This window comes from Curtobacterium sp. 9128 (assembly GCF_007673775.1).
In the GTDB taxonomy this organism is placed as follows: Bacteria; Actinomycetota; Actinomycetes; order Actinomycetales; family Microbacteriaceae; genus Curtobacterium.
Genome location: NZ_VEAF01000005.1, coordinates 77282 through 98854, shown reverse-complemented (window position 1 = coordinate 98854; position 21573 = coordinate 77282). Strand labels below are relative to the sequence as shown.

23 protein-coding genes are annotated in these 21573 nt (G+C 72.4%); 19 read left to right on the top strand and 4 right to left on the bottom strand.

Features of this window, described 5'->3' with window-relative positions; all coding sequences use genetic code 11:
- Positions 1-395: 395 nt before the first annotated feature.
- Positions 396-1010, bottom strand: a complete 615-nt coding sequence (locus tag FS641_RS11910; RefSeq protein ID WP_144764056.1) for a class I SAM-dependent methyltransferase — start codon at positions 1008-1010, stop codon at positions 396-398.
- A gap of 61 nt (positions 1011-1071) precedes the next feature.
- On the opposite strand from FS641_RS11910, the gene hflX reads away from it, so the two are divergent.
- On the top strand, positions 1072-2592 hold the full coding sequence (hflX, locus tag FS641_RS11905; protein ID WP_144764054.1) for a GTPase HflX: 1521 nt from the start codon (positions 1072-1074) through the stop codon (positions 2590-2592).
- A 174-nt stretch (positions 2593-2766) separates the two neighbouring features.
- Here hflX and lexA read toward each other — a convergent pair whose 3' ends face one another.
- Positions 2767-3411: a transcriptional repressor LexA gene (gene lexA / locus FS641_RS11900; protein WP_144764052.1), complete on the bottom strand. Its 645-nt coding sequence runs from the start codon at positions 3409-3411 to the stop codon at positions 2767-2769.
- Positions 3412-3643: 232 nt separating this feature from the next.
- Between lexA and FS641_RS11895 the strand changes: the two genes are divergently transcribed.
- The 10 genes from FS641_RS11895 (at position 3644) to FS641_RS18445 (ending at position 12816) form a co-directional block, all read left to right on the top strand.
- Complete coding sequence (locus FS641_RS11895; protein WP_144764050.1) at positions 3644-4003, top strand: LysM peptidoglycan-binding domain-containing protein; 360 nt, start codon at positions 3644-3646, stop codon at positions 4001-4003.
- A 162-nt stretch (positions 4004-4165) separates the two neighbouring features.
- A complete protein-coding gene (locus tag FS641_RS11890) occupies positions 4166-5272 on the top strand; it encodes a histidinol-phosphate transaminase (protein ID WP_144764048.1) in 1107 nt (368 codons plus the stop codon).
- Entirely contained in the window at positions 5269-5871 is a 603-nt protein-coding gene (gene hisB / locus FS641_RS11885) for an imidazoleglycerol-phosphate dehydratase HisB (RefSeq protein ID WP_144764046.1), read from the top strand. Before FS641_RS11890 ends, hisB begins: the two co-directional genes overlap by 4 nt.
- Complete coding sequence (hisH, locus tag FS641_RS11880; RefSeq protein ID WP_144764044.1) at positions 5868-6503, top strand: imidazole glycerol phosphate synthase subunit HisH; 636 nt, start codon at positions 5868-5870, stop codon at positions 6501-6503. The genes hisB and hisH overlap by 4 nt, the downstream gene beginning before the upstream one ends.
- 103 nt (positions 6504-6606) lie before the next feature.
- Positions 6607-7353 (top strand): bifunctional 1-(5-phosphoribosyl)-5-((5-phosphoribosylamino)methylideneamino)imidazole-4-carboxamide isomerase/phosphoribosylanthranilate isomerase PriA, encoded by a 747-nt coding sequence (gene priA, locus FS641_RS11875; protein WP_144764042.1) that lies wholly within the window; start codon positions 6607-6609, stop codon positions 7351-7353.
- Positions 7354-7357: 4 nt separating this feature from the next.
- Positions 7358-8170 (top strand): SseB family protein, encoded by an 813-nt coding sequence (locus tag FS641_RS11870; protein ID WP_144764040.1) that lies wholly within the window; start codon positions 7358-7360, stop codon positions 8168-8170.
- 74 nt (positions 8171-8244) lie between these two features.
- Positions 8245-9123 carry a ParA family protein gene (locus FS641_RS11865; RefSeq protein ID WP_144764038.1) on the top strand — a complete coding sequence of 293 codons (879 nt, stop codon included), beginning with the start codon at positions 8245-8247 and terminating at the stop codon, positions 9121-9123.
- A 40-nt stretch (positions 9124-9163) separates the two neighbouring features.
- The gene (locus FS641_RS11860; RefSeq protein WP_395879556.1) at positions 9164-10063 is read left to right on the top strand and encodes a segregation and condensation protein A; all 900 of its coding nucleotides are present in this window, start codon (positions 9164-9166) and stop codon (positions 10061-10063) included.
- Positions 10053-10748 (top strand): SMC-Scp complex subunit ScpB, encoded by a 696-nt coding sequence (scpB, locus tag FS641_RS11855; protein WP_144764036.1) that lies wholly within the window; start codon positions 10053-10055, stop codon positions 10746-10748. The genes FS641_RS11860 and scpB overlap by 11 nt, the downstream gene beginning before the upstream one ends.
- A gap of 1327 nt (positions 10749-12075) precedes the next feature.
- On the top strand, positions 12076-12816 hold the full coding sequence (locus FS641_RS18445; RefSeq protein ID WP_260855824.1) for a pseudouridine synthase: 741 nt from the start codon (positions 12076-12078) through the stop codon (positions 12814-12816).
- Between the two features lie 9 nt (positions 12817-12825).
- Here FS641_RS18445 and FS641_RS11845 read toward each other — a convergent pair whose 3' ends face one another.
- The gene (locus FS641_RS11845; protein ID WP_144764032.1) at positions 12826-14085 is read right to left on the bottom strand and encodes an NAD(P)/FAD-dependent oxidoreductase; all 1260 of its coding nucleotides are present in this window, start codon (positions 14083-14085) and stop codon (positions 12826-12828) included.
- Between the two features lie 87 nt (positions 14086-14172).
- Here FS641_RS11845 and FS641_RS11840 point away from each other — a divergent pair, with 87 nt between their 5' ends.
- The 8 genes from FS641_RS11840 (at position 14173) to FS641_RS11805 (ending at position 20999) form a co-directional block, all read left to right on the top strand.
- A complete protein-coding gene (locus FS641_RS11840) occupies positions 14173-14748 on the top strand; it encodes a TetR/AcrR family transcriptional regulator (protein WP_222122091.1) in 576 nt (191 codons plus the stop codon).
- A gap of 58 nt (positions 14749-14806) precedes the next feature.
- Positions 14807-15931, top strand: coding sequence for a prephenate dehydrogenase (locus tag FS641_RS11835; protein ID WP_144764029.1), 1125 nt, complete (start codon positions 14807-14809; stop codon positions 15929-15931).
- A 146-nt stretch (positions 15932-16077) separates the two neighbouring features.
- A complete protein-coding gene (gene cmk, locus FS641_RS11830; RefSeq protein WP_144764589.1) occupies positions 16078-16788 on the top strand; it encodes a (d)CMP kinase in 711 nt (236 codons plus the stop codon).
- Between the two features lie 59 nt (positions 16789-16847).
- Positions 16848-18374, top strand: a complete 1527-nt coding sequence (der, locus tag FS641_RS11825) for a ribosome biogenesis GTPase Der (RefSeq protein WP_144764027.1) — start codon at positions 16848-16850, stop codon at positions 18372-18374.
- A gap of 29 nt (positions 18375-18403) precedes the next feature.
- Positions 18404-18967 carry a hypothetical protein gene (locus FS641_RS11820; RefSeq protein WP_144764025.1) on the top strand — a complete coding sequence of 188 codons (564 nt, stop codon included), beginning with the start codon at positions 18404-18406 and terminating at the stop codon, positions 18965-18967.
- A 108-nt stretch (positions 18968-19075) separates the two neighbouring features.
- Positions 19076-19600 (top strand): hypothetical protein, encoded by a 525-nt coding sequence (locus FS641_RS11815; RefSeq protein ID WP_260855801.1) that lies wholly within the window; start codon positions 19076-19078, stop codon positions 19598-19600.
- A gap of 80 nt (positions 19601-19680) precedes the next feature.
- A complete protein-coding gene (locus tag FS641_RS11810; RefSeq protein WP_144764021.1) occupies positions 19681-20556 on the top strand; it encodes an oxidoreductase in 876 nt (291 codons plus the stop codon).
- A gap of 116 nt (positions 20557-20672) precedes the next feature.
- On the top strand, positions 20673-20999 hold the full coding sequence (locus FS641_RS11805) for a hypothetical protein (protein WP_144764019.1): 327 nt from the start codon (positions 20673-20675) through the stop codon (positions 20997-20999).
- Here FS641_RS11805 and FS641_RS11800 read toward each other — a convergent pair.
- Positions 20996-21514, bottom strand: coding sequence for a hypothetical protein (locus tag FS641_RS11800; protein WP_144764017.1), 519 nt, complete (start codon positions 21512-21514; stop codon positions 20996-20998). The two genes, FS641_RS11805 and FS641_RS11800, sit on opposite strands and share 4 nt — an antisense overlap.
- Between the last annotated feature and the right edge of the window lie 59 nt (positions 21515-21573).

Below are 21573 nucleotides of genomic sequence, written 5' to 3'. Positions count from 1 at the left end.
GCAACGGCGCACCGTGCGGGCGGCGGGGCGAGGGATGCTGGGGGCCTTCACGTGGTGCGGGCTTCTTCGCGTGGTGCGGTGCTGCTCCGGTGCACGGGGCGATCTACATCGCACCGCTTGAGCAACGACGCACCGTGCGGGCGGCGGGCGACGGCGTGCGCGCACCCGAGCGGGCGCGGCCGAGCGCACCCTGACTCCGGTGGTGCGGAGAAGCTGGCGTCGTGCCCGTTTGTTGCCGGGCACGGGGCGATCAACCGCGCACGGAGTGTGGAACCGCGCACGGTGCGCCGCGCCGCGCCGCGCCGCGCCGCGCCGCGCCGCGCCGCGCCGCCGCGCAGCGCCTCGGCAGCGCCGCCGCGGCAGCGGACCCCGTACCGTGCGGAAGCGCCCGCGCGCTACTCCGCCACGCGGTGCACCCGCAGGACGCGGAACCCCTTGTCCGTCGACGCCCGCGTGACGTGGAACGCCGTCCCGAGCGCCTCGTGGAGCCACCGCTGCAACGAGTCACCACCGAGGTCCTTCGACACGACGAGCCAGGCGTCGCCGTCCACCTCGAGCCGGGGGAGCCAGGTCAGCAGGATGTCGTGCAGCTCGTCCTTGCCGACCCGGATCGGCGGGTTCGACCAGATCGTCCGGAAGCGCAGGGCTGCCGGGACCTCCGACGGCAGCACGATCGACACGTTGGGTGCTCCGGCGGTGGCAGCGTTCTGCCGTGCCAGGTCGAGCACCCGCTCGTTGACGTCGACCCCCCATACCTGCGCCTCGGGGGACTGCAGCGCCATCGTGATCGCGATCGGACCCCAGCCGCACCCGACGTCGAGCAGGGCGCCGTCGTGCGCGGGCGGCGGCACGGAGTTCAGGAGCACACGGGTGCCGCGGTCGAGGCCGTCCGGGCTGAAGACCCCCGCGGCGGTGGTCAGCGACAGCGAACGACCAGCCAGGGTCACGGCGATCTGCCGCGGACGCGCCTGGCTCTCCGGAGTGGCCGAGAAGTAATGGTCGTTCGCCATGGAAGAACCGTACCGGCACACCCGTGTGTCCAGGACGCGCCGGAGGTACCCTGTGGACAGCATGACGGAACCCAACAACCAAGCTGAAGGCGACGGCGTCGTCGAGCGCGTGCTGCGCAACGCCGACTCGCGGGCCAGCTCGTCCATCTTCGCGCCGGCACAGGCGATCCAGACCCGCTCGGTCGACGAGCACGGCTGGGCCGGTGACGGCGACCAGTACGACCGCGACGACCGCGCAGCGCTGCGCCGCGTCGCCGGCCTCTCCACCGAACTCGAGGACGTCACCGAGGTCGAGTACCGGCAACTCCGGCTCGAACAGGTCGTCCTGATCGGCGTCTACGCCCAGGGCGACGCCGCCGATGCCGAGAACTCCCTCCGCGAGCTGTCCGCGCTCGCCGAGACCGCGGGCGCCGTGGTCCTCGACGGGCTGCTGCAGCGCCGACCCCACCCGGACCCGTCGACGTACCTCGGCAAGGGCAAGGCCGAGGAGCTCGCGATGGTCGTCAAGGCGACCGGCGCCGACACCGTGATCGCGGACACCGAGCTCGCACCGTCCCAGCGTCGTGCGCTCGAGGACGTGGTCAAGGTGAAGGTGATCGACCGCACGGCCGTGATCCTCGACATCTTCAGTCAGCACGCGAAGAGCCGCGAGGGCAAGGCGCAGGTCGAACTCGCGCAGCTCGAGTACCTCCTCCCACGCCTCCGCGGCTGGGGTGAGTCGATGTCCCGCCAGGCCGGTGGTCAGGTCTCCGGCGGTGCCGGCATGGGCTCCCGTGGTCCCGGTGAGACGAAGATCGAGCTCGACCGCCGCCGCATCCACACCCGGATGGCCAAGCTGCGTCGCCAGATCGCCGGCTTCCGCCCCGCGCGGGAGGCCAAGCGTGCCGACCGACACCGCAACGACGTGCCGAGCGTGGCGATCGCCGGGTACACGAACGCCGGCAAGTCCTCGCTCCTGAACCGCCTGACGAGTGCGGGCGTGCTCGTGCAGAACCAGCTGTTCGCGACGCTGGACTCCACCATCCGGAGGACGAACACCGGCAAGGGCCGCGAGTACACCTTCGCGGACACCGTCGGCTTCGTCCGCAACCTGCCGCACCAGCTCGTCGAGGCGTTCCGCTCCACGCTCGAGGAGGTCGGCGAGGCCGACGTCATCGTGCACGTGGTCGACGGGTCCCACCCGGACCCGGCAGCGCAGCTCGCCACCGTGCGGGAGGTCATCGGCGACGTCGGTGCACGCGACATCCCGGAGATCGTCGCCTTCAACAAGGCCGACCTGATCGACGAGGCGCAGCGGCTCGTGCTCGTCGGCCTCGCGCCCGACGCGGTGTTCGTGTCCGCACGCACCGGCGAGGGCATCCCGGCGCTCCTCGAGGCGATCGAGGCGCGTCTGCCGGAACCGGACGTCGACCTCACCGTGGTGATCCCGTACGACCGCGGCGACCTGGTGTCGTCCCTGCACGACGCCGGAGCCGTCGAGTCGGTCGACTACGTCGAGGCGGGCACCCGCCTGCACGTCCGGGTCTTCCAGCGGCAGGTCGCGGAACTCGACCCCTTCGTGGTCGCGCCCGTCTCCGCGTAGTCCCCACGGGCCTCCAGTCCGGTCCGTCGGCCTGGAGGCCCGGCTCGGTCCCGCCACGCGGCTCCGCCCGGGTGGGCGGTGCCGTTCGCATCCGCGGGAACCGCAAGCGGCCCGCACCACCTGCGCAGGTGGTGCGGGCCGCTTCGCCGTGCGATCGGTCGGCGGTCTGGCGCGTCAGATGCTGCGGAGGACGGCCACGACCTTGCCGAGCACCGTCGCGGCGTCACCGAGGATCGGCTCGAACGCGGAGTTCCGCGGGAGCAGCCAGGTGTGGCCGTCGCGCTGCCGGAAGACCTTGACGGTCGCTTCCTCGTCGAGCATCGCGGCGACCACGTCACCGTTCTCCGCGGTCTGCTGGGAACGGACGACGACCCAGTCGCCGTCGCAGATCGCCGCGTCGATCATCGACTCGCCGACGACCTTGAGCATGAAGAGGTCCCCGGTGCCGACGAGCTGTCGGGGGAGTGGGATGATCTCGTCGACGTGCTGTTCCGCGGTGATCGGGACACCGGCGGCGATGCGGCCGACGAGCGGCACGAGGGTGGTCGCGTCGACGTCGGGGCCGTCCGACTCCGGTGACGGTTCGTCGACGAGGACCTCGAGCGCACGCGGGCGGTTCGGGTCGCGACGGATCCAGCCACCGAGCTCGAGCTGGCCGAGCTGGTGGGAGACGCTCGACAGGGACGAGAGCCCGGCGGCGTCGCCGATCTCCCGCATGCTCGGCGGGTACCCGCGGCTGGCGATGGACGCACGGATCGCGTCGAGGATCGCCTGCTGCTTCGGCGTCAGCGGTTTCTGTCCCCGCAGTTCGTCCACCACGTCGTCTCGCCTCCTGGTCGGGACGCGGCACTGCGGGAATGTCGGTGGTCCCCGTCAGGCTTGTCCCAGTCAGTCGAAACAGTATCCGACCGCATTGCACCGGACAAACACCTGTTCGAGCGTGTCGCGCTGAAATCCCCCGGAAATCACTCCTGGGGGGTTGCGCGCCCAGCCGTTCGAACGTATGTTCGGTACATCGCTTCGGTTCACTCGAGCAGGAAGGCACCACGACATGAGCACCATCGCCATCGCAGACGTGCAGGGCACCGCTGTCCGCAGCCGGCTCCGCCTCACCCGTCGCGGCCGCGCCGTCTTCACGACCCTCGCCGCGCTCCCGCTCCTGGTCGCCGTCGGTCTCTTCGCGTTGAACGGTGGTCAGGCCTCGGCCGGCAACACCGCCGCGGACGTGCACTTCCAGACCGTGACGATCCAGCCCGGGGAGACCCTCTGGCAGCTCGCCGAGCAGACTGCTCCGAACGCCGACCCGCGTGACTTCGTCGCCGACGTCGTGAGCCTCAACGCGCTCGACGGATCCGGTGTGCAGGCCGGCGAGCAGATCGCCATCCCGGCCAAGTACGCCCCGACGAAGTAGTCAGCGGCCACCAGCGGTCCGATGCTGACGAGTGGCATAGCGCCCACCAGCGTGCGTGTCCCCAGGAGTGGTCCTGCGTCTCGCAGCCTCCGACGGGTGGCCTCGGCGGACACCGTCCGGACGGCCGGTCCGGTGGCGGCCCCACCGCTCTACGATGGATCGGTGGCATTCACGCTCGAAGACCTCCCGATCCGAGACGACCTGCGCGGGCAGAGCCCCTACGGCGCCCCGCAGAAGCACGTCCGCGTGCAGCTCAACGTCAACGAGAACACGCATCCCGTGCCGCAGGACGTCGCCGACGACATCGTCGCCTCGATCCGCCAGGCGCTCGTCACCGTGAACCGCTACCCCGACCGGGAGTTCACCGAGCTGCGGGCATCGCTCGCCGGCTACCTCGGGCACGACCTCACCCCCGAGCACATCTGGGCGGCGAACGGCTCGAACGAGGTCATCCAGCAGTTGCTGCAGGCCTTCGGCGGTCCGGGGCGGAGCGTCCTCGGGTTCCCGCCCACCTACTCGATGCACTCGATCATCGCCTCGGGCACCGGTACGCGGTGGATCGCCGCCGAGCGTGACGCGGAGTTCCGGATCTCGCCGGAGACGGCCGCTGCGGCCGTCCACGAGCACCGCCCGGACATCGTCTTCCTGTGCGGGCCGAACAACCCCACGGGGACGCCGCTCGACCTCGCGACGATCGAGGCCGTCTACGACGCCACCGACGGCATCGTCATGGTCGACGAGGCCTACGCCGAGTTCATGCCCGTCGGTCAGCCGACCGCGTTGACGCTGCTGCCGGGCCGCGAACGGCTCGTCGTCTCGCGGACGATGAGCAAGGCCTTCGCCTTCGCCGGTGCGCGGGTCGGGTACCTCGCCGCGCACCCTGCCGTGGTCGATGCCCTCCGGCTCGTGCGCCTCCCGTACCACCTGTCGGCGCTGACGCAGGCCGCCGCGGTCGCCGCGCTCCGGCACGCGCCGGAGATGCTCGCGATGGTCGACGACATCCGCGGGCAGCGCGACCGCATGGTGGCCGGGCTCCGCGAGATGGGCTACGCGCCGCACGACACGTGGTCGAACTTCGTCCTCTTCGGCGGGGTCGCCGATCCCCGTGCGGCGTTCGAGTCCCTGCTGGCGCGCGACGTGATCGTCCGCGACCTCGGGATCCCGAACCACCTGCGGGTGAGCGCCGGGACCGCCGAGGAGACGACCGCCTTCCTCGACGCCATGCGCGAGGTCGCCGCCGAACAGCCGCCGGTTAGGGTTGCAGCATGACCGCGCGCACCGCCACGATCAGCCGTACGACCAGCGAGTCGAGCATCGAACTCGAACTCGACCTGGACGGCTCGGGTTCGTCCGACATCGACACCAGCGTGCCGTTCTTCGACCACATGCTGACCGCGTTCAGCAAGCACTCGCTGATCGACCTCCGTGTGCGGTCCACCGGTGACACGCACATCGACGTGCACCACACCGTCGAGGACACCGGCATCGTGCTCGGGCAGGCCCTCAAGCAGGCCCTCGGTGACCGCGCCGGCATCGGCCGCTACGGCGACGCCCTCGTCCCGCTCGACGAGGCACTCGCGCAGGCCGTGGTCGACGTGTCCGGTCGTCCCTACCTCGTGCACTCCGGCGAGCCCGAGGGCTTCGCCTTCCACCGCATCGGAGGGCACTTCACCGGGTCGATGGTCCGCCACGTGTTCGAGGCGATCACCGTGAACGCCGGCATCACCGTGCACGTCCGCGTGCTCGCCGGCCGAGACCCGCACCACATCGCCGAGGCCGAGTTCAAGGCCTTCGCTCGGGCGATGCGCCGCGCGGTGGAGCTCGACCCCCGCGTGGACGGCATCCCCTCGACCAAGGGCGCACTGTGACCGCGCGGCCGAACGTCGTCGTCCTCGACTACGGGTCCGGCAACGTGCACTCGGCAGCGAAGGCCCTCGAACGCGCCGGGGCGGACGTGACGCTGTCCGCGGACAAGCGGACCGCGCTCGACGCCGACGGACTCCTGGTACCGGGCGTCGGGGCGTTCGGCGCCGTCATCGACCAGCTCGAGGGCGTCCAGGGCGGGGAGATCGTCGACCACCGGCTCGCTGGCGGCCGTCCGGTGCTCGGCATCTGCGTCGGCATGCAGGTGCTGTTCTCCCGCGGTGTCGAGCGGGGCGCGGACGTCGAGGGGCTCGGTCAGTGGCCGGGCACCGTCGAGCAGATCGACGCGCCGGTCCTGCCGCACATGGGGTGGAACACGATCGAGGCGCCGGAGGACTCGGTGCTCTTCGACGGTCTGCACGACGAGCGGTTCTACTTCGTGCACTCCTACGGCGTGACCGACTTCCCGCTCGAGGCGTACGGACCCTTCCGCGCGCCGAAGCTCACGTGGGCCGAACACGGGCAGCGGTTCATCGCGGCCGTCGAGAACGGTCCCCTCACCGCGACCCAGTTCCACCCCGAGAAGTCGGGTGAGCCGGGCATCCGGATGCTCCGCAACTGGGTCGGGTCACTCTGACCCGCACCGCACACCGCACCACGCGCACGACCGACACCGGCGGACGGAGCCGAGCCGAGCCTCCCGTCCGGCCACCGCACCACGCAACGAAACCGACAGGACCATGACCGACCTGAGCTCGACCCCGCCCCTCGTCCTGCTGCCTGCCGTCGACGTCGTCGACGGGCAGGCGGTCCGCCTCACCCAGGGGGAAGCCGGCAGTGAGACCGCGTACGGCGACCCGGTCACCGCGGCACGCACCTGGCGTGAGCAGGGCGCGGAGTGGATCCACCTCGTCGACCTCGACGCGGCGTTCGGGCGCGGCGACAACCGCCGCGTGATCGCGCAGGCCATCCGCGAGGTCGAGGGCGTCTCGGTCGAGCTCTCCGGCGGCATCCGCGACGACGCTTCCCTCGAGGCAGCGCTCGCGACGGGGGCTGCCCGCGTCAACCTCGGCACCGCGGCGCTCGAGAACCCGTCCTGGGCGGCACGGGTCATCGGTGAGTACGGCGAGCAGATCGCCGTCGGGCTCGACGTCCGGGGGACCACGCTGGCGAGCCGCGGCTGGACCGAGGACGCCGGCGACCTCTGGGAGGTACTCGACCGTCTCGAGGACGCGGGGTGCGCGCGGTACGTCGTGACCGACGTGACGAAGGACGGCACCCTGCAGGGGCCGAACGTCGACCTGCTCCGCCAGGTCTGTGACCGGACGGACCAGCCCGTCGTGGCGTCCGGCGGGATCTCGACGCTCGACGACCTCGTGGCGCTCCGGGAGCTCGTGCCGCACGGGCTCGAGGGCGCGATCATCGGCAAGGCGCTGTACTCGGGCGCGTTCACCCTGCCGGCCGCCCTCGACGTCGCATCCGCGTAGTCCGGTGGCGGGCATCTCGAACGGCCGGGGCTCCGGGCCGACCGACGCGGAACCGGCGCACGCGCACGCGACCGACTCGGCCGGGTTCCCCTGGGCCGGCCGGACGTTCGACGCGCACGACGACGCCTTCGCGGACGACGACGGCCTGGCCGACCCCGCACTCATCGCCGCCATCGCCGCCCTGCCGTCCGGCGCCTCCCAGGGAGAGGTCGTGGCGGCGCTCCGCACGGCCCGCCTCCTCGTCCCGCTCGTCGCCGAGGCGGGTGAGGTCGGTACGACCCCGGATGGCCGGCTCGTCGACAAGACGCAGGAGCTCTCGATCGTGACGGTCGCCGGCCCCGACGGCCGCACCGTGATGCCGGCGTTCACCTCCGTGGCCGCGATGCAGGCCTGGGACGTCACCGCGCGACCGATCCCCGTCGAGTCCCGCCGGGTCGCGATGGCGGCCGCGAGCGAGGACACGCAACTCGTCGTGCTCGACCCGACGTCGTCGAGCGAGTTCGTCCTGCGTCGACCGGCCGTCTGGGCGATCGGGCAGGACCTGCCGTGGACGCCCTGCTTCGAGGACCCGTCCGTCGCGGAGGCGTTCGCCGCGTCGGTCGACGGCGAGCCCGCCGTCGCACGGGTCGAGCTCGAACCGGGGGATCCGCTCGGACGCTTCGCCGGACCGGAGCTGACGGTGGGGCTCGCGCTGCGACCCGGCCTCGACCGTGAGCAGATCGGCGTGCTCGTCGGCCGACTGCAGCAGCGGTGGTCGACCGACCCGGTCATCGCCGAGCGGGTCGACAGCATGCGCGTCGCGCTCCGCGCCGCCTGACGGGTCCGTCCCGCCGGTCACCCGGCTCGGCGGTGCGACCCGGCCCGCGCCTCCACCGCCGGTACGATGACCAGGTGAGCACCAACCCGACGACACAGCCCGGCACCGGCGAGACCACCTACGGTCCGACCGGCCGGCCCGTTCGGGCGTTCCCCGTGCCGGAGGAGCTCGACGGTCACGGGCCCGCACGCATCATCGCCCTCTGCAACCAGAAGGGCGGGGTCGGCAAGACCACCACCTCGATCAACCTCGGCGCCGCGCTCGCGGAGTACGGGCGCAAGGTCCTCGCGGTCGACTTCGATCCGCAGGGCGCGCTCTCCGCGGGGCTCGGGGTCCGCACCCACGACATCCCCACCGTGTACGACCTGCTGATGGGCGCCATCAAGGACCCGAACCAGGTCATCCAGCCGACGAACACCCCCGGGCTGGACGTGATCCCGGCGAACATCGACCTGTCGGCGGCCGAGGTCCACCTGGTCAACGAGGTCGCGCGCGAGCAGATCCTCGCGAGCGTGCTGCGCAAGGTCGCCGGGGACTACGACGTGATCCTCGTCGACTGCCAGCCGTCGCTCGGCCTGCTCACCGTGAACGCCCTCACCGCGGCGCACGGCGTGCTGATCCCGCTCGAGTGCGAGTTCTTCGCCCTCCGCGGCGTCGCGCTCCTCATCGAGACGATCGACAAGGTGCGCGACCGGCTCAACCCGGCGCTGCAGCTCGACGGCATCCTCGCCACGATGTACGACTCCAGGACCCTGCACTCCCGCGAGGTCATGGAGCGCGTCGTCGACACCTTCGACGAGCGGGTGCTCGACACCGTGATCGGGCGGACCGTGAAGTTCCCGGACGCCACCGTTTCGGCCCGGCCGATCACGCATACCGCGCCGGACCACGCCGCGGCACACGCCTACCGGCAGCTCGCACGGGAGCTCGTCCAGCGTGGCGCCGTCGCCTGACGCCCCCACGCCGGAGCCGGCAGCGCCGGAGTCGGCAGCACTGTCGGCGTCGCCGAGCAGCGACCCGGCAGCCTCGGAGCCGGCAGCGCCGGAGCCGGCAGCACTGTCGGCGTCGCCGAGCAGCGACCCGGCAGCCCCCGAGTCGACGGGCTTCCGGGTCCGACTCCGGAACTTCGACGGTCCGTTCGACCTCCTGCTCTCCCTCATCACGAAGCACGAGATGGACATCACCGAGGTGTCCCTCGGCGCCGTCACCGGGGAGTTCATCGCCTACGTCCGCCAGGCGGAGTCCGCCGACGAACTCGACGAGGCGAGCGAGTTCCTCGTCGTCGCCGCGACCCTGCTCGACCTGAAGATCGTCGGGCTCCTGCCGCAGGGGGAGCTCGTCGACGCCGAGGACGTCGCGCTCCTCGAGGCACGCGACCTGCTCTTCGCCCGACTCCTGCAGTACCGCGCGTTCAAGCAGGCCGCCGACTGGTTCGGCGCGCGCTGGACCACCGAGTCGCGGCGCCACGTCCGGAGCGTCCGCCTCGAGGAACGGTTCCGTGCCCGCACACCCGAGCTCGTCTGGACACTGTCGGTGCAGGACTTCGCCGCGCTGGCGACCCTCGCGTTCGCCCCGCGGGAGATCCCGACCGTCGGACTCGACCACCTGCACGCCCCCCTGGTCAGCATCCGGGAGCAGGCAGCCGTCGTCGTGTCGATCCTCCGGACCCGGGCCGAGTCCGGTGATCCCGACGTCTCGTTCCGCGAGCTGGTCGCCGGGGTCGCGATCACGGGTATCGTGGTGGCTCGTTTCCTCGCGATCCTCGAGCTCTACCGGAACGCGTCGATCACCTTCGCGCAGGACGAACCGCTCGGGGAGCTCACCCTGCGGTGGACCGCGGAGCACTGGACCGACGAGAGCCTCGCCAACCTTGGAGCCGACTATGACGGATGACGTCCACGACGTGTCGAGCGCCGAACCCGGTGGCGCCGACGAGGTCGCCGACGCGCGCGCCGTCGAACAGGCCATCCGGGCCGACGCGGCCGCGTCCGCGTCGGCCGCGTCCGACGTGCCGGTCGACCGGCAGCTCGAGGCCATCCTGATGATCGCCGACGAGCCGCAGTCCCTCGTGGCCCTCGGGGCAGCGGTCGGCGCTCCCGTGCCCGTCGTCCGACAGGCCGTCGAACGGCTCGTCGCCGACTTCGACGGGGTCGACGGGACCGTCCGTCGCGGCTTCGAACTCCGCGAGGTCGGCGGCGGCTGGCGCTTCTACGTCCGCGCCGAACTCGACGACGTGGTCGAGCAGTTCGTCGAGTCCGAACGGCCGTCGAGGCTCTCCCAGGCCGCACTCGAGACGCTGGCCGTCATCGCCTACAAGCAACCGATCACCCGCTCCCAGATCGCCGCGATCCGGGCCGTCAACGTCGACGGGGTCGTCCGCACCCTGGTGGCGCGCGGACTCATCGAGGAGTCGTTCACCGACTCCGAGACCGGCGCCGTCAACTACGTCACGTCCGGGCTGCTCCTGCAGCAGCTCGGCATCAACTCGCTCGAGGAACTCCCGCTCATCTCGCCCCTCCTGGACGACGGTGCTGACGGGTTCGAGCAGAACGAAGGGATCCCCGATGGCCGCGTATGAGGACGGACGACACGGCGGCGCCGGTCGCGGGGGAGCAGGCGGCCGAGACGCCGGCCGATCCGGCGGCGGACGGACTGGAGGCTCGGGTCGCCCGGGCGGTGCCGGTCGCGGCGACGACGGGTACGGGAACCGCTCCGGGTCGGACCGCGGGTACGGTGCGCGGTCCGGTGGCTCGGACCGCGGCGGTGCAGACCGCGGTGGGTACGGAGACCGCTCCGGCTCGGACCGTGGCGCCGGTGGCCGGTCCGGCGCATCGGACCGTGGCGGGTACAGCGGCCGGTCCGGTGGGTCGGACCGTGGTGGGTACAGCGGCCGGTCCGGTGGGTCGGACCGCGGCGGGTGGGGCGGGCGTCCCACCGGGGGACAGCGTGACGACCGCGGCGGAGCTCGCCGTGACGACCGTGGCGGTCCCGACCGCGGGTACGGTCGTCGTGACGACGACCGGAGCGCCCCGCGGCGTGACGACCGTGGTGCCGGGGACCGTTCGTACGGTCGTCGTGACGACCGTGGGTCGGATCGTCCGTACGGTCGTCGTGACGACGACCGGAGCGCCCCGCGCCGTGACGACCGTGGTGCCGGGGACCGTTCGTACGGTCGTCGTGACGACCGTGGGTCGGATCGTCCGTACGGTCGTCGTGACGACGACCGGAGCGCCTCGCGTCGTGACGACCGTGGTGCCGGTGACCGTTCGTACGGTCGTCGTGACGACCGCGGGTCGGATCGTCCGTACGGTCGTCGTGACGACGACCGGAGCGCCTCGCGTCGTGACGACCGTGGTGCGGGGGACCGTTCGTACGGCCGCCGTGACGACCGCGGTGCCGGCGGGCGTGGGTACGGCCGTCCGGACGGCGACCGCGGGTACGGCCGTCGCGACGACGACCGCGCCGCACGACCGCGGCAGGACGACCGGGCGACGGGCGACCGCGCGTACGGCCGCCGCGACGACGACCGACGTCCGGCACCGACCGGCGACCGCAGGACCGACCGTCCCCGGTGGAGCAACGCCGAGCGGGACCAGCGGGACCGCCGTGACGACCGTCGTGACGGTGGCCGGCGGGACGGTGGACGCCGCAACGACGCCCGCGACGAAGCCCGCGGTGACGGGCAGGCGAGCCGCGTCTGGCACAACGGCCGCCGCTACGTCGGCGGGACGGCCACGGTCCGGAACCGTGCGACGACGCCTCGACCCGAGGGTGAGCGCGACGCTGCCGGGACGCCCGTCGAGGGCACACCCGAGCGCCCGATCATCCCCGACTGGGACGCTGCCGACGGTGCCGCCGCGACGCCGGCCGACCTCCAGCAGGAGGGCGAACGCCTGCAGAAGGTGATGGCCGCCGCGGGAGTCGCGTCCCGACGGGTCGCCGAGAACCTCATCGCCGAGGGCCGCGTGACGGTCAACGGCGCGGTCGTCGATGCGCTCGGCCGCCGGGTCGATCCCGAGCACGACGCGATCGCCGTGGACGGTGTCCCCGTCCAGGTGGACACGTCACGCCGCTACGTGCTGCTCAACAAGCCGACGGGCGTCGTCTCGAGCATGCTCGACGAGCGCGGGCGCGCGGACCTGTCCCAGTACGTCGAGAAGTACGAGGAGCGGCTGTTCAACGTCGGCCGCCTCGACGCCGAGACGTCGGGCCTGCTCCTGCTGACGAACGACGGGGCGCTCGCCCACGTGCTCGCGCACCCGTCCTTCGGCGTGACCAAGACCTACATCGCGAAGGTCGCCGGCAACGTCAACCCGGCGACGGTCCAGCAGCTCCTCGACGGCATCGACCTGGAGGACGGGCCGATCGCCGCCGACAAGGTCCGACTGCTCGAGTCGTCCCGCGGCGAGTCCCTCGTCGAGATCACGCTGCACTCGGGCCGGAACCGGATCGTCCGCCGCATGCTCGACGCGGTCGACCACCCGGTGCAGGAGCTGGTGCGCCGCTCCTTCGGTCCGCTGCACCTCGGGAGCCTGCCGAGCGGGCGCACCCGGGAGCTCAGCAACGTCGAGCTCGGCAAGCTGCTCGGCATCGCCCGGGGCGCGACGGCCCCGACCGGCCCCGACTCCGCGGAGACCAGCGACTGAGCACGGCCCTCATGGACGCTGGGCGGCGCGGTAGGCCTCGGCCCCCGCGCGCCAGCGTTCGGCCTCGACGTCGAAGTCCGGCACTCCGTCGAGGTCCGGCCCGCCGGCGGCGAAGTGCTCGGCGATCGCGTCGTTCGCTGCTCGACCGATTCCGGCACCGCGTGCGGTCATGATCTGCTCGTACCCACGCAGCGCTTCGTCGGTGTCGGTGCCGTCCCGGAGCGCGCGGACGACGGCGCCGGCGAGTTCGGCGCCGTCGAGCAGCGCGAGGTTCACGCCGTTCCCGCCGAACGGGGACATCACGTGCGCGGCGTCACCGAGCAGCGTGATCCCGGGGACGCGCGCCCACGAGGTGGGCGTCGGCAGCGCCGTGATCGGCCGGTTGGCCAGGGGTCCATCGCTCTCGTCGACCAGTCGGAGGAGCTCCGGGGCGAAGTCCGCGAAGCGTCGACGCAGTTCTGTCCGGACTCGTTCGGTGTCCGTCGCCTGCGTGGCGTCGGCGTCGAGTCCGGGACTGCCGACGAGCAGACCCCCACGGCCGTCGGCTGTCCCGAGGCCCGCCTCGGCGAGCCAGTCGAGGCCGATGCGCATGCCGAGGTAGCCCCGGATCACGTCGTCGCTGTTCCGCTGCAGGATGATCGTGCGGCCGTCGCCGTTGGCCCAGAGGTGTCCGTCGCCGACGAGCCGGGCGACCTCCGGGTGCTCCGTCGACGCGCGCTCGAAGAGCAGTTCCACGAAGCTCACGCCGGTGTAGCGGGGGAGCACGTCGGTCAGCGCTGCACGGACCCGTGACCAGGCGCCGTCGGCACCGACGACGACGTCCGCCTGTTCCACGAGGCCGTCGGCGAAGACGAGTTCGTGCGGCGTGCCGGGGACGACGTGGACGAGCCGGTGACCCCATCGGATCGTGCCCGGTCGGAGCGAATCGGCGAGCATCCCGCGGAGCTGAGCTCGGTCGATCTCGGGAGCGGCGAACTCGTCCGCCGCCGCGACGTGCTCCATCAGCATCGTGCCGTCCGGCGCGACCATCCGCTTCGACTGCCCCTCTGGCCGTGCGAGTGCCGCGAACTCGGCGACGAGGCCGGCGTCCTCGATCGCGATCTGTCCGCTGTCGGCGTGCAGGTCGAGTGTGCCGCCCTGGTTCCTGGCGGTGCTGGAGGCGTCGGCGTCGTACACGGTGACGTCGACCCCGGCGCGCTGCAGGACACGGGCGCAGAGGAGGCCTCCCGGCCCCGCCCCGACGACCGCGATGCGTGGTTGCTCGTTCATGGTGGTTCCTTCCATCGTTGCCGAACGATCGTTCGGTCAGCGGGAGCGTAGCTACCGAACGATCGTTCGGCAAGTAGGATGGTCGCCGTGCCCACCGAACCGCCGAGCCGTCGTCCTGGGAGCGAGACCCGTGCCGAGATCCTGCGCGTCGCGCTCGAGCTGTTCACCGCTCGCGGGTACGAGGGCACGTCCATCCGCGACATCGCCGAGGCGCTGGGGATCACCAAGTCCTCGCTCTACTACCACTTCGCCGGCAAGGAGGCGATCATCCGGGCGCTGGTCGACGACCGCCGGGACGAGCTCGACGCGCTGCTCGCCTGGATCGACGAGCAGCCACCGGGTCCCGACCTGCTGCGCCGCACCGCCCTGCGCTGGGTCGACGCGACCTCACCGCAGCGGATCCGCGGGATGCGGTTCGCCCACGCCAACCGGCCGATGATGCAGAAGCTCGCGGACGAGGGCGGCGACATCCGCACGTGGTTCGACGAGGTGGTCGCCCGCCTCGTCCCCGCCGACGCGCCCCGCACCGAGACGTTGCGAGCACGGATGGCGTTCGACACCGTCAGCGCGGCCCTCTTCGCCGCGCTCGGCACGGACGCGACCGAGGCGGAGGTACTTCAGGCCGCACGCGCGGCGACCATCGCCCTGACCGAACCGCGCTGAGCGCGTCGACGGCCGCGGGCGGCACCGCCCGCTCCGGCCCGGTCGGTAGGCTGACCGGGTGACCCAGACGCACCTCGCCGGCAGCACGTCGGAGCCCGACCGCCGGCTCCACGGCCCCGTGCGCGTCGTCGGCACCGGCCTCCTCGGGGCGTCGATCGGTCTCGGGCTCCGGCAGCGCGGCGTCGAGGTGATCCTCGACGACGTGTCGCCAGCAGCCCTGGCGCTCGCTGTCGACTACGGCGCAGGCCGACGCCCGGCGGCCGGCGACGCCCCCGAGCTCGTCGTCGTCGCGGTCCCGCCCGACGTCACCGCGCAGGTCGTCGAACGCGAACTCGCCGACCACCCCGACGCGGTCGTCACGGACGTCGCGAGCGTGAAGTCCGTCCCGCTCGACCAGCTCCGCGCCGTCGGCGCCGACGTCGCGCGGTACATCGGTTCCCACCCCATGGCCGGGCGGGAGCGCAGCGGTCCGACGGCGGCGCGTGCCGACCTGTTCATCGGGCGACCATGGGTCGTCGCCGGGCACGACGCCATCACCCACCGTCGGGCCGCCGTGGTCGAGGCGCTCGCGCTCGACCTCGGAGCGACCGTCGTGCCGATGGAGCCGGGTCCCCACGACCGCGCGGTCGCGATCATGTCGCACGTGCCGCAGCTCGTGTCCACGCTCATGGCCTCGCGGCTCCGCGACGCACCGGAGGAGGCGCTCGGGCTCGCGGGCGGGGGCATCCGGGACGTCACCCGGGTCGCCGCGAGCGACCCCGGCCTCTGGGTGCAGATCATCGGCGCCAACGCGGCCCACATCCGACCGGTGCTCGACGACCTGCGGGACGAGCTCACGCGGGTCATCGACGCCCTGGCCGACCCGGCAGCGCCCGGCGCGCCGCGCACGATCGCCGAGACGATGGCATCGGGCAACCGCGGGGTGGAGCGGCTCCCCGGCAAGCACGGCACCACCAGGCGGTACGCGCAGGTCGTCGTCCTGGTGGACGACCGGCCGGGGCAGATCGCCGAACTCCTGACGACCATCGGCGAGATCGGCATCAACCTCGAGGACATGCGCCTCGAACACTCACCAGGGGCACCGATCGGCATCGTCGAGGTGTCGGTCGTCCCGGAGCAGGAACAGCGACTCGTCGAGGAACTCGAGAGCCGCGGATGGAGGATCGCAGCAGCATGGGCGTGAACGACGACTCGGGCGTGAACGAGGACTCCGGCGTGACCGGCGGACCCGACGGTCCCGACACGGGGCTGCCGACCCCGGAGGGGCAGTCCGGCCCGATCGGCGCCGGCGCCGGCGGGCTCGACGGCGACGGCGGCGGTGAGCCCGGCATGACCCGCGACCCGATCCCCGCGGGCCTGACCGACGGCGCGTACGTCGCGAAGTTCGTGATCGCGGTCGACGGTCCCGCCGGCAGCGGCAAGTCGAGCGTCTCCAGGGCAGCCGCCCGGGCACTCGGGTTCGGCTACCAGGACACCGGTGCCGCCTACCGTGCGCTGGCATGGCACGCGCTGCAGCAGGGCGTGGACCTCGACGACGCCGACGCCGTCCTGGCGAGCTGGGACACCTTCGACTACGCGATCGGCACCGACCCGGACGCGTACTTCGTCCGGGTCGGGGACACGGACGTCACGGACGCGATCCGGACGCCGGACGTCACCGCGGCGGTCGCGCACATCGCGAAGCTCCCGGACGTCCGGCACCGGCTCGTCCAGCTGTTCCGGAACGTGATGCGACGGACCGACGCGCAGGGGATCATCACCGAGGGGCGTGACATCACGACCGTCGTCGCCCCCGACGCCGACGTCCGGATCCTGCTGACCGCCGACGAGCAGGTTAGAATGGCCCGACGCTCGGCAGAGGTCACGACCCAGTCGGCCGCCGAGACCTCGGCAGCCCTCGCCCGGCGGGACGCAGCCGACGCGAAGGTCGTCGACTTCATGAACGCCGCTGACGGCGTGACGACGCTCGACTCCACCGATCTCGACTTCGACCAGACCGTGCAGGCGGTCGTCGACCTGGCCCGCGCGGCCGGACACTGACAGCGGCCCCGACGGGCCCGGACACACGCGGCCGCAGGGCCGCCGGCAAGGAACCCACCATGGCGCAGCTGGACAACGGACCAGAGCACGACGACTTCCCGGAGTACGACGACGCCCTCGGCGACCGTCTGGCGAGTCTCGACGAGCAGGAGGCGGAGCAGCGGGCGACCGCGCTCCGCGCCGGCCTCGAGGACTACGACCTCGACGACGAGGACGTCGCGCTCCTCGAAGCGGGACAGCTCGGCGAGGACGGCGTCGCCTACCTGCCGGCGCTCCCGGTGCTGGCGATCGTCGGCCGGCCGAACGTCGGCAAGTCGGCACTCGTCAACCGCATCATCGGCCGCCGTGAAGCCGTCGTGCAGGACGTCCCCGGCGTCACCCGCGACCGCGTCAGCTACAAGGCCGAGTGGAACGACAAGCGCTTCACCCTCGTCGACACCGGCGGCTGGGAGCCCGACGCGAAGGGCATCAACGCCTCCGTCGCACTCCAGGCCGAGGTCGCGATCGACCTCGCCGACGCCGTCCTCTTCGTCGTCGACGTGACGGTGGGCATCACCGCGACCGACGAGCACGTCGTGAAGATGCTCCGCGGCACCGACAAGCCGGTCATCGTCGTCGCGAACAAGTCCGACGACGACCGCCGCGACCTCGACGCCTACGAGCTGTGGAACCTCGGCCTCGGCGAGCCGCACCCGGTGTCGGCCCTGCACGGCCGCGGTGTCGCGGACCTCCTCGACCTCATCATCACCACGCTGCCCGACGTGTCCGCGGTCGCCAAGCAGGAGATCGGCGGCCCCCGCCGCGTCGCCATCCTCGGGCGTCCGAACGTCGGCAAGAGCTCCCTGCTCAACAAGGCCGCCGGTGAGGAGCGCGTCGTCGTCAACGAGCTCGCCGGCACCACCCGTGACCCGGTGGACGAGCAGGTCGAGCTCGGCGGGCGCGTCTGGCGCTTCGTCGACACCGCCGGCATCCGCAAGCGCGTGCACCTCCAGCAGGGCGCCGACTTCTACGCCTCCCTCCGCACGACCGCCGCGCTCGAGAAGGCCGAGGTCGCCGTGGTCGTCCTCGACGTCACCGAGCCGATCTCGGTGCAGGACCTCCGCATCATCGACCTCGTCCTCGAGTCCGGCCGTGCCCTCGTGCTGGCCTACAACAAGTGGGACCTCCTCGACGACGAGCGTCGCCGCTACCTCGAGCGCGAGATCGAACAGGACCTCGCGCACGTCGCCTGGGCTCCGCGGGTGAACATCTCCGCGCGCACCGGCCGGCACCTGGAGCGGCTCGTCCCTGCCCTCGAGACCGCGCTCGAGTCGTGGGACACCCGCATCCCCACCGGCAAGGTCAACGCCTTCATCGCCGAACTCGTGCAGGAGCACCCGCACCCGGTCCGCGGTGGTCGACAGCCGCGCATCCTGTTCGGCACGCAGGCCGCGAGCCAGCCGCCGACGTTCGTCCTCTTCACGACGCAGTTCCTCGACCCGCAGTACCGCCGGTTCATCACCCGGCGCCTCCGCGAGGTCTGGGGCTTCGCGGGGACCCCGATCACCGTCAACATGCGTGTCCGCGAGCGCCGGAAGCGCACCTGATCCCACGCCGGGCGCTGTACGCTCCCGGCATGTCGCCCGGACACGGGACCACCCGCACGGGGTGGGTCGTCGTCGGAGCGGCCGCCGCCGTCTGTGCGGTGGCCGCTTCCTCGTGGGCGCTCGCGACGCCACCGGTGACCCACACCGCGACGAGCCCGACGCGGTCGGACGCCGCGACGCCGGCGCACACCGCGTCGGGCCCGCCGGCGGTCGAGCTGCCCTGGTACCGCACCGGGCCGCCCGTGGACGGCACGATCGTGCCGATCGGCGCCGACACGACCGGGCACGTCACGGTGGTGCGCTCCTGGGACCGATCGCTCCGCGTGACGATCACCGGGTTCCACACCGACCTGACGGACGCCGACATCCGTGTGCAGCTCACCGGCGGAGACGTCGTCGGCTCCGGGCCGCACACCACCTGGATCCCGGACGGCGACCCCGTCGAGGTCGGGACGATCCCGCACGGTGCCACCGCGGCGGTGATCGACGTTGGCATCCCGCAGATCCTGCCGCACGAGGTGCACTCGCTCGTCGTCCTCGACTGGAACACCACCACCATCATGGGTGGTGCGGAACTGCTGCCAGCCGGGTGACGCCCGAGACGCGACGGACGGGCCGCGAGACGGAACCGCCGGAGGCGACCCGTGCCTCCCGGGAGGCCCGTGGCGCGTGACGGGCGTCGGATGCGGCACCATGGACGGGTGACGCAGCACTCCCTGGCGGACCGGGCCGACCGGCTCTGGTGCCGCCTCCGGCTCGACCGACTGGCCGGCGGCCGCCAGGCCGACTACGTGATCCGCGAGGACATGCTCGCCCACCCCGCGACGGTGCGGTCGTTCCGCTGGATCCGGTGGCTGCTCGTGGCGGAGACCGTCGTCGGGCTCGCGGCCATCGTCGTGGCCACGCTGCTCACCCACGCCGGCGAGACCGTGCCGTGGGCCGTGTGGTTCCGTGCCACCGTGGTCCTGCTCATCACCCTCACGCTCTACGTCTTCGCCTGGCGCGCGCAGCTCGGGTACTACTGGGCGTACCAGCGGCTGCGGCTGTTCAGCCGGATCTTCCCCGTCGTGACCCTCGTCATCGCGGCGATCCCCGGGCTGTACCCGTTCTGGATGGTGATCGAGCAGATCGTGTTCTCGCTGCTGATGATCGGCATCGGCGACGTGCTGACGTCCGACCACATGCGCCAGACCTTCCCGCGACCGGTGCGTCCCACCGCCGGCTGACACCGCGGATTCCGGGACCGGCAGACCCAGGGACGGGCAGGTCCTGGCACCGTCAGGCGCGGCGGAGGATCGTGGGAGGCATGACCAACACGACGCTCCCCGGCGGCACCTTCCGCCTCGCCGACGACCTCGAACTCACGCGCGTCGGGTACGGCGCGATGCAGCTGTCCGGCCCGCACGTCTTCGGACCGCCCGCCGACCGCGACGAAGCCGTCCGGGTCCTCCGGACGGTCGTCGAGCTCGGCATCACCCACATCGACACCTCCGACTACTACGGCCCGCACGTCACGAACGAGCTCATCCGCGAGGCACTGCACCCCTACCCGGAGGACCTCCGCATCGTCACCAAGGTCGGTGCCCGACGCGACGAGCAGGGCGGCTGGCCGAACGCCCGCGAGCCCCACGAGCTCGTCGAGCAGGTGCACGGCAACCTCGAGCGCCTCGGTGTCGAGCGGCTCGACGTCGTCAACCTGCGGATGGGCGGGTTCGACGCGCCGCAGGCCGGCTCGATCGCGCCGCAGTTCGAGGCGCTCGCCGAACTCCAGCAGCAGGGCCTGATCAACCACCTCGGGCTCTCCACGGTCTCCGCCGAGCAGCTCGCCGAGGCGCAGACCATCGCCCCGGTCGTCTGCGTCCAGAACCTCTACAACGTCGCACGGCGCGAGGACGACGCCCTCGTCGAGCTCACGGCCTCGCAGGGCATCGCCTACGTGCCGTACTTCCCGCTCGGTGGCTTCTCGCCGCTGCAGTCCGACGCGCTCGACGCCGTCGCCGCCCGGCTCGAGGTCTCCCGCCTGACCGTCGCGCTGGCCTGGCTGCTGCAGCGGTCGCCCAACATGCTGCTCATCCCCGGGACGTCGTCGGTCGCGCACCTGCGCGACAACGTCGCGTCCGCCGGGTACGAGCTGCCGGCCGACGCGGTCGCGGAGCTGGACGCGATCGGCTCGGCCGCGTAGTCCGCACCGCCGGTCGGGTGCCGGACGGGAGGCTCGTGGCGGCGTCGCCACGAGCCTCCCGTCCGGCGGTCCCCGCCCTGGGACGGACTGTGGGGTCCCGTCCGTAGGCTCAGCGCATGACGATGCTCGGTGGTGTGCGGTTCGACCCGGAGGACCTCCCGGGGTTCGCGGGGGAGCTGTACGACCGGACCCGTTCCGGGGGGACGGTGCCGCGACCGGGCGAGCCGGCGTTCGCCGAGGCGGTGTCGGCGCTCGCCGGGTCCGCCGGGGGCGCGGTCGACCCGGAGGTGTTCGACCCCGCCGAGCTGCTCGGGTACGTGCTCGGGCTGGTCGGGGCCGAGGTGGCCCTGCCCGACGCCGCGTTCACGGAGCCGGTGGACGACCGGGAACGTCGCTCCCGTGTGGAGGAAGCGGTGCGCCGTCTGGTCGGGTACCGCTCCTAGTCACCGGTCCGGTGCGGGTCGTCCGCTCGGGACCGCTCCTGGTCAGGGACGCGCTCCGGTCGCAGCTGTCGCGCGCGGGCGATCGCCGCGGCCGCTCCTGCCGCGACCGAGACCGCGATCGGGAAGTCGATCGTCGGCGCGCCGGCCCACACGAGCGCGATGACCGTGGCGGTCAGGGCGCCCAGCACGCCGGCCAGCAGTGCGTGCGTCGTCACGTGGACCGCTCGCGACCCGGACTGCTGCAGCGCGAGGCCCGCGACGTGCGTGAACGGGAGCGCGACGACCGCACCGCCCATCGTGACGAGGCCGGCAACGACGACGACGATCGCCACCCACAGCACCACGGCGTTGCCCAGGACGGCGAACGCATCGGCACCGTTGCCGGCCCGCACCGCCCCGAGCAGGGTGATCCCGTACCAGGCGACCCCCGTCGCCGGCGTGGTGACCGCAGCCATCCACAGGTAGCTGCTGACCACGAGCCGACACGTCTCGGCGAACGTCCACGATCCCCTCATGCGGACCATCATCGCCTGATCGGCGGCGATCGTGCGTGCACACGGCCCCGTCAGCGGAA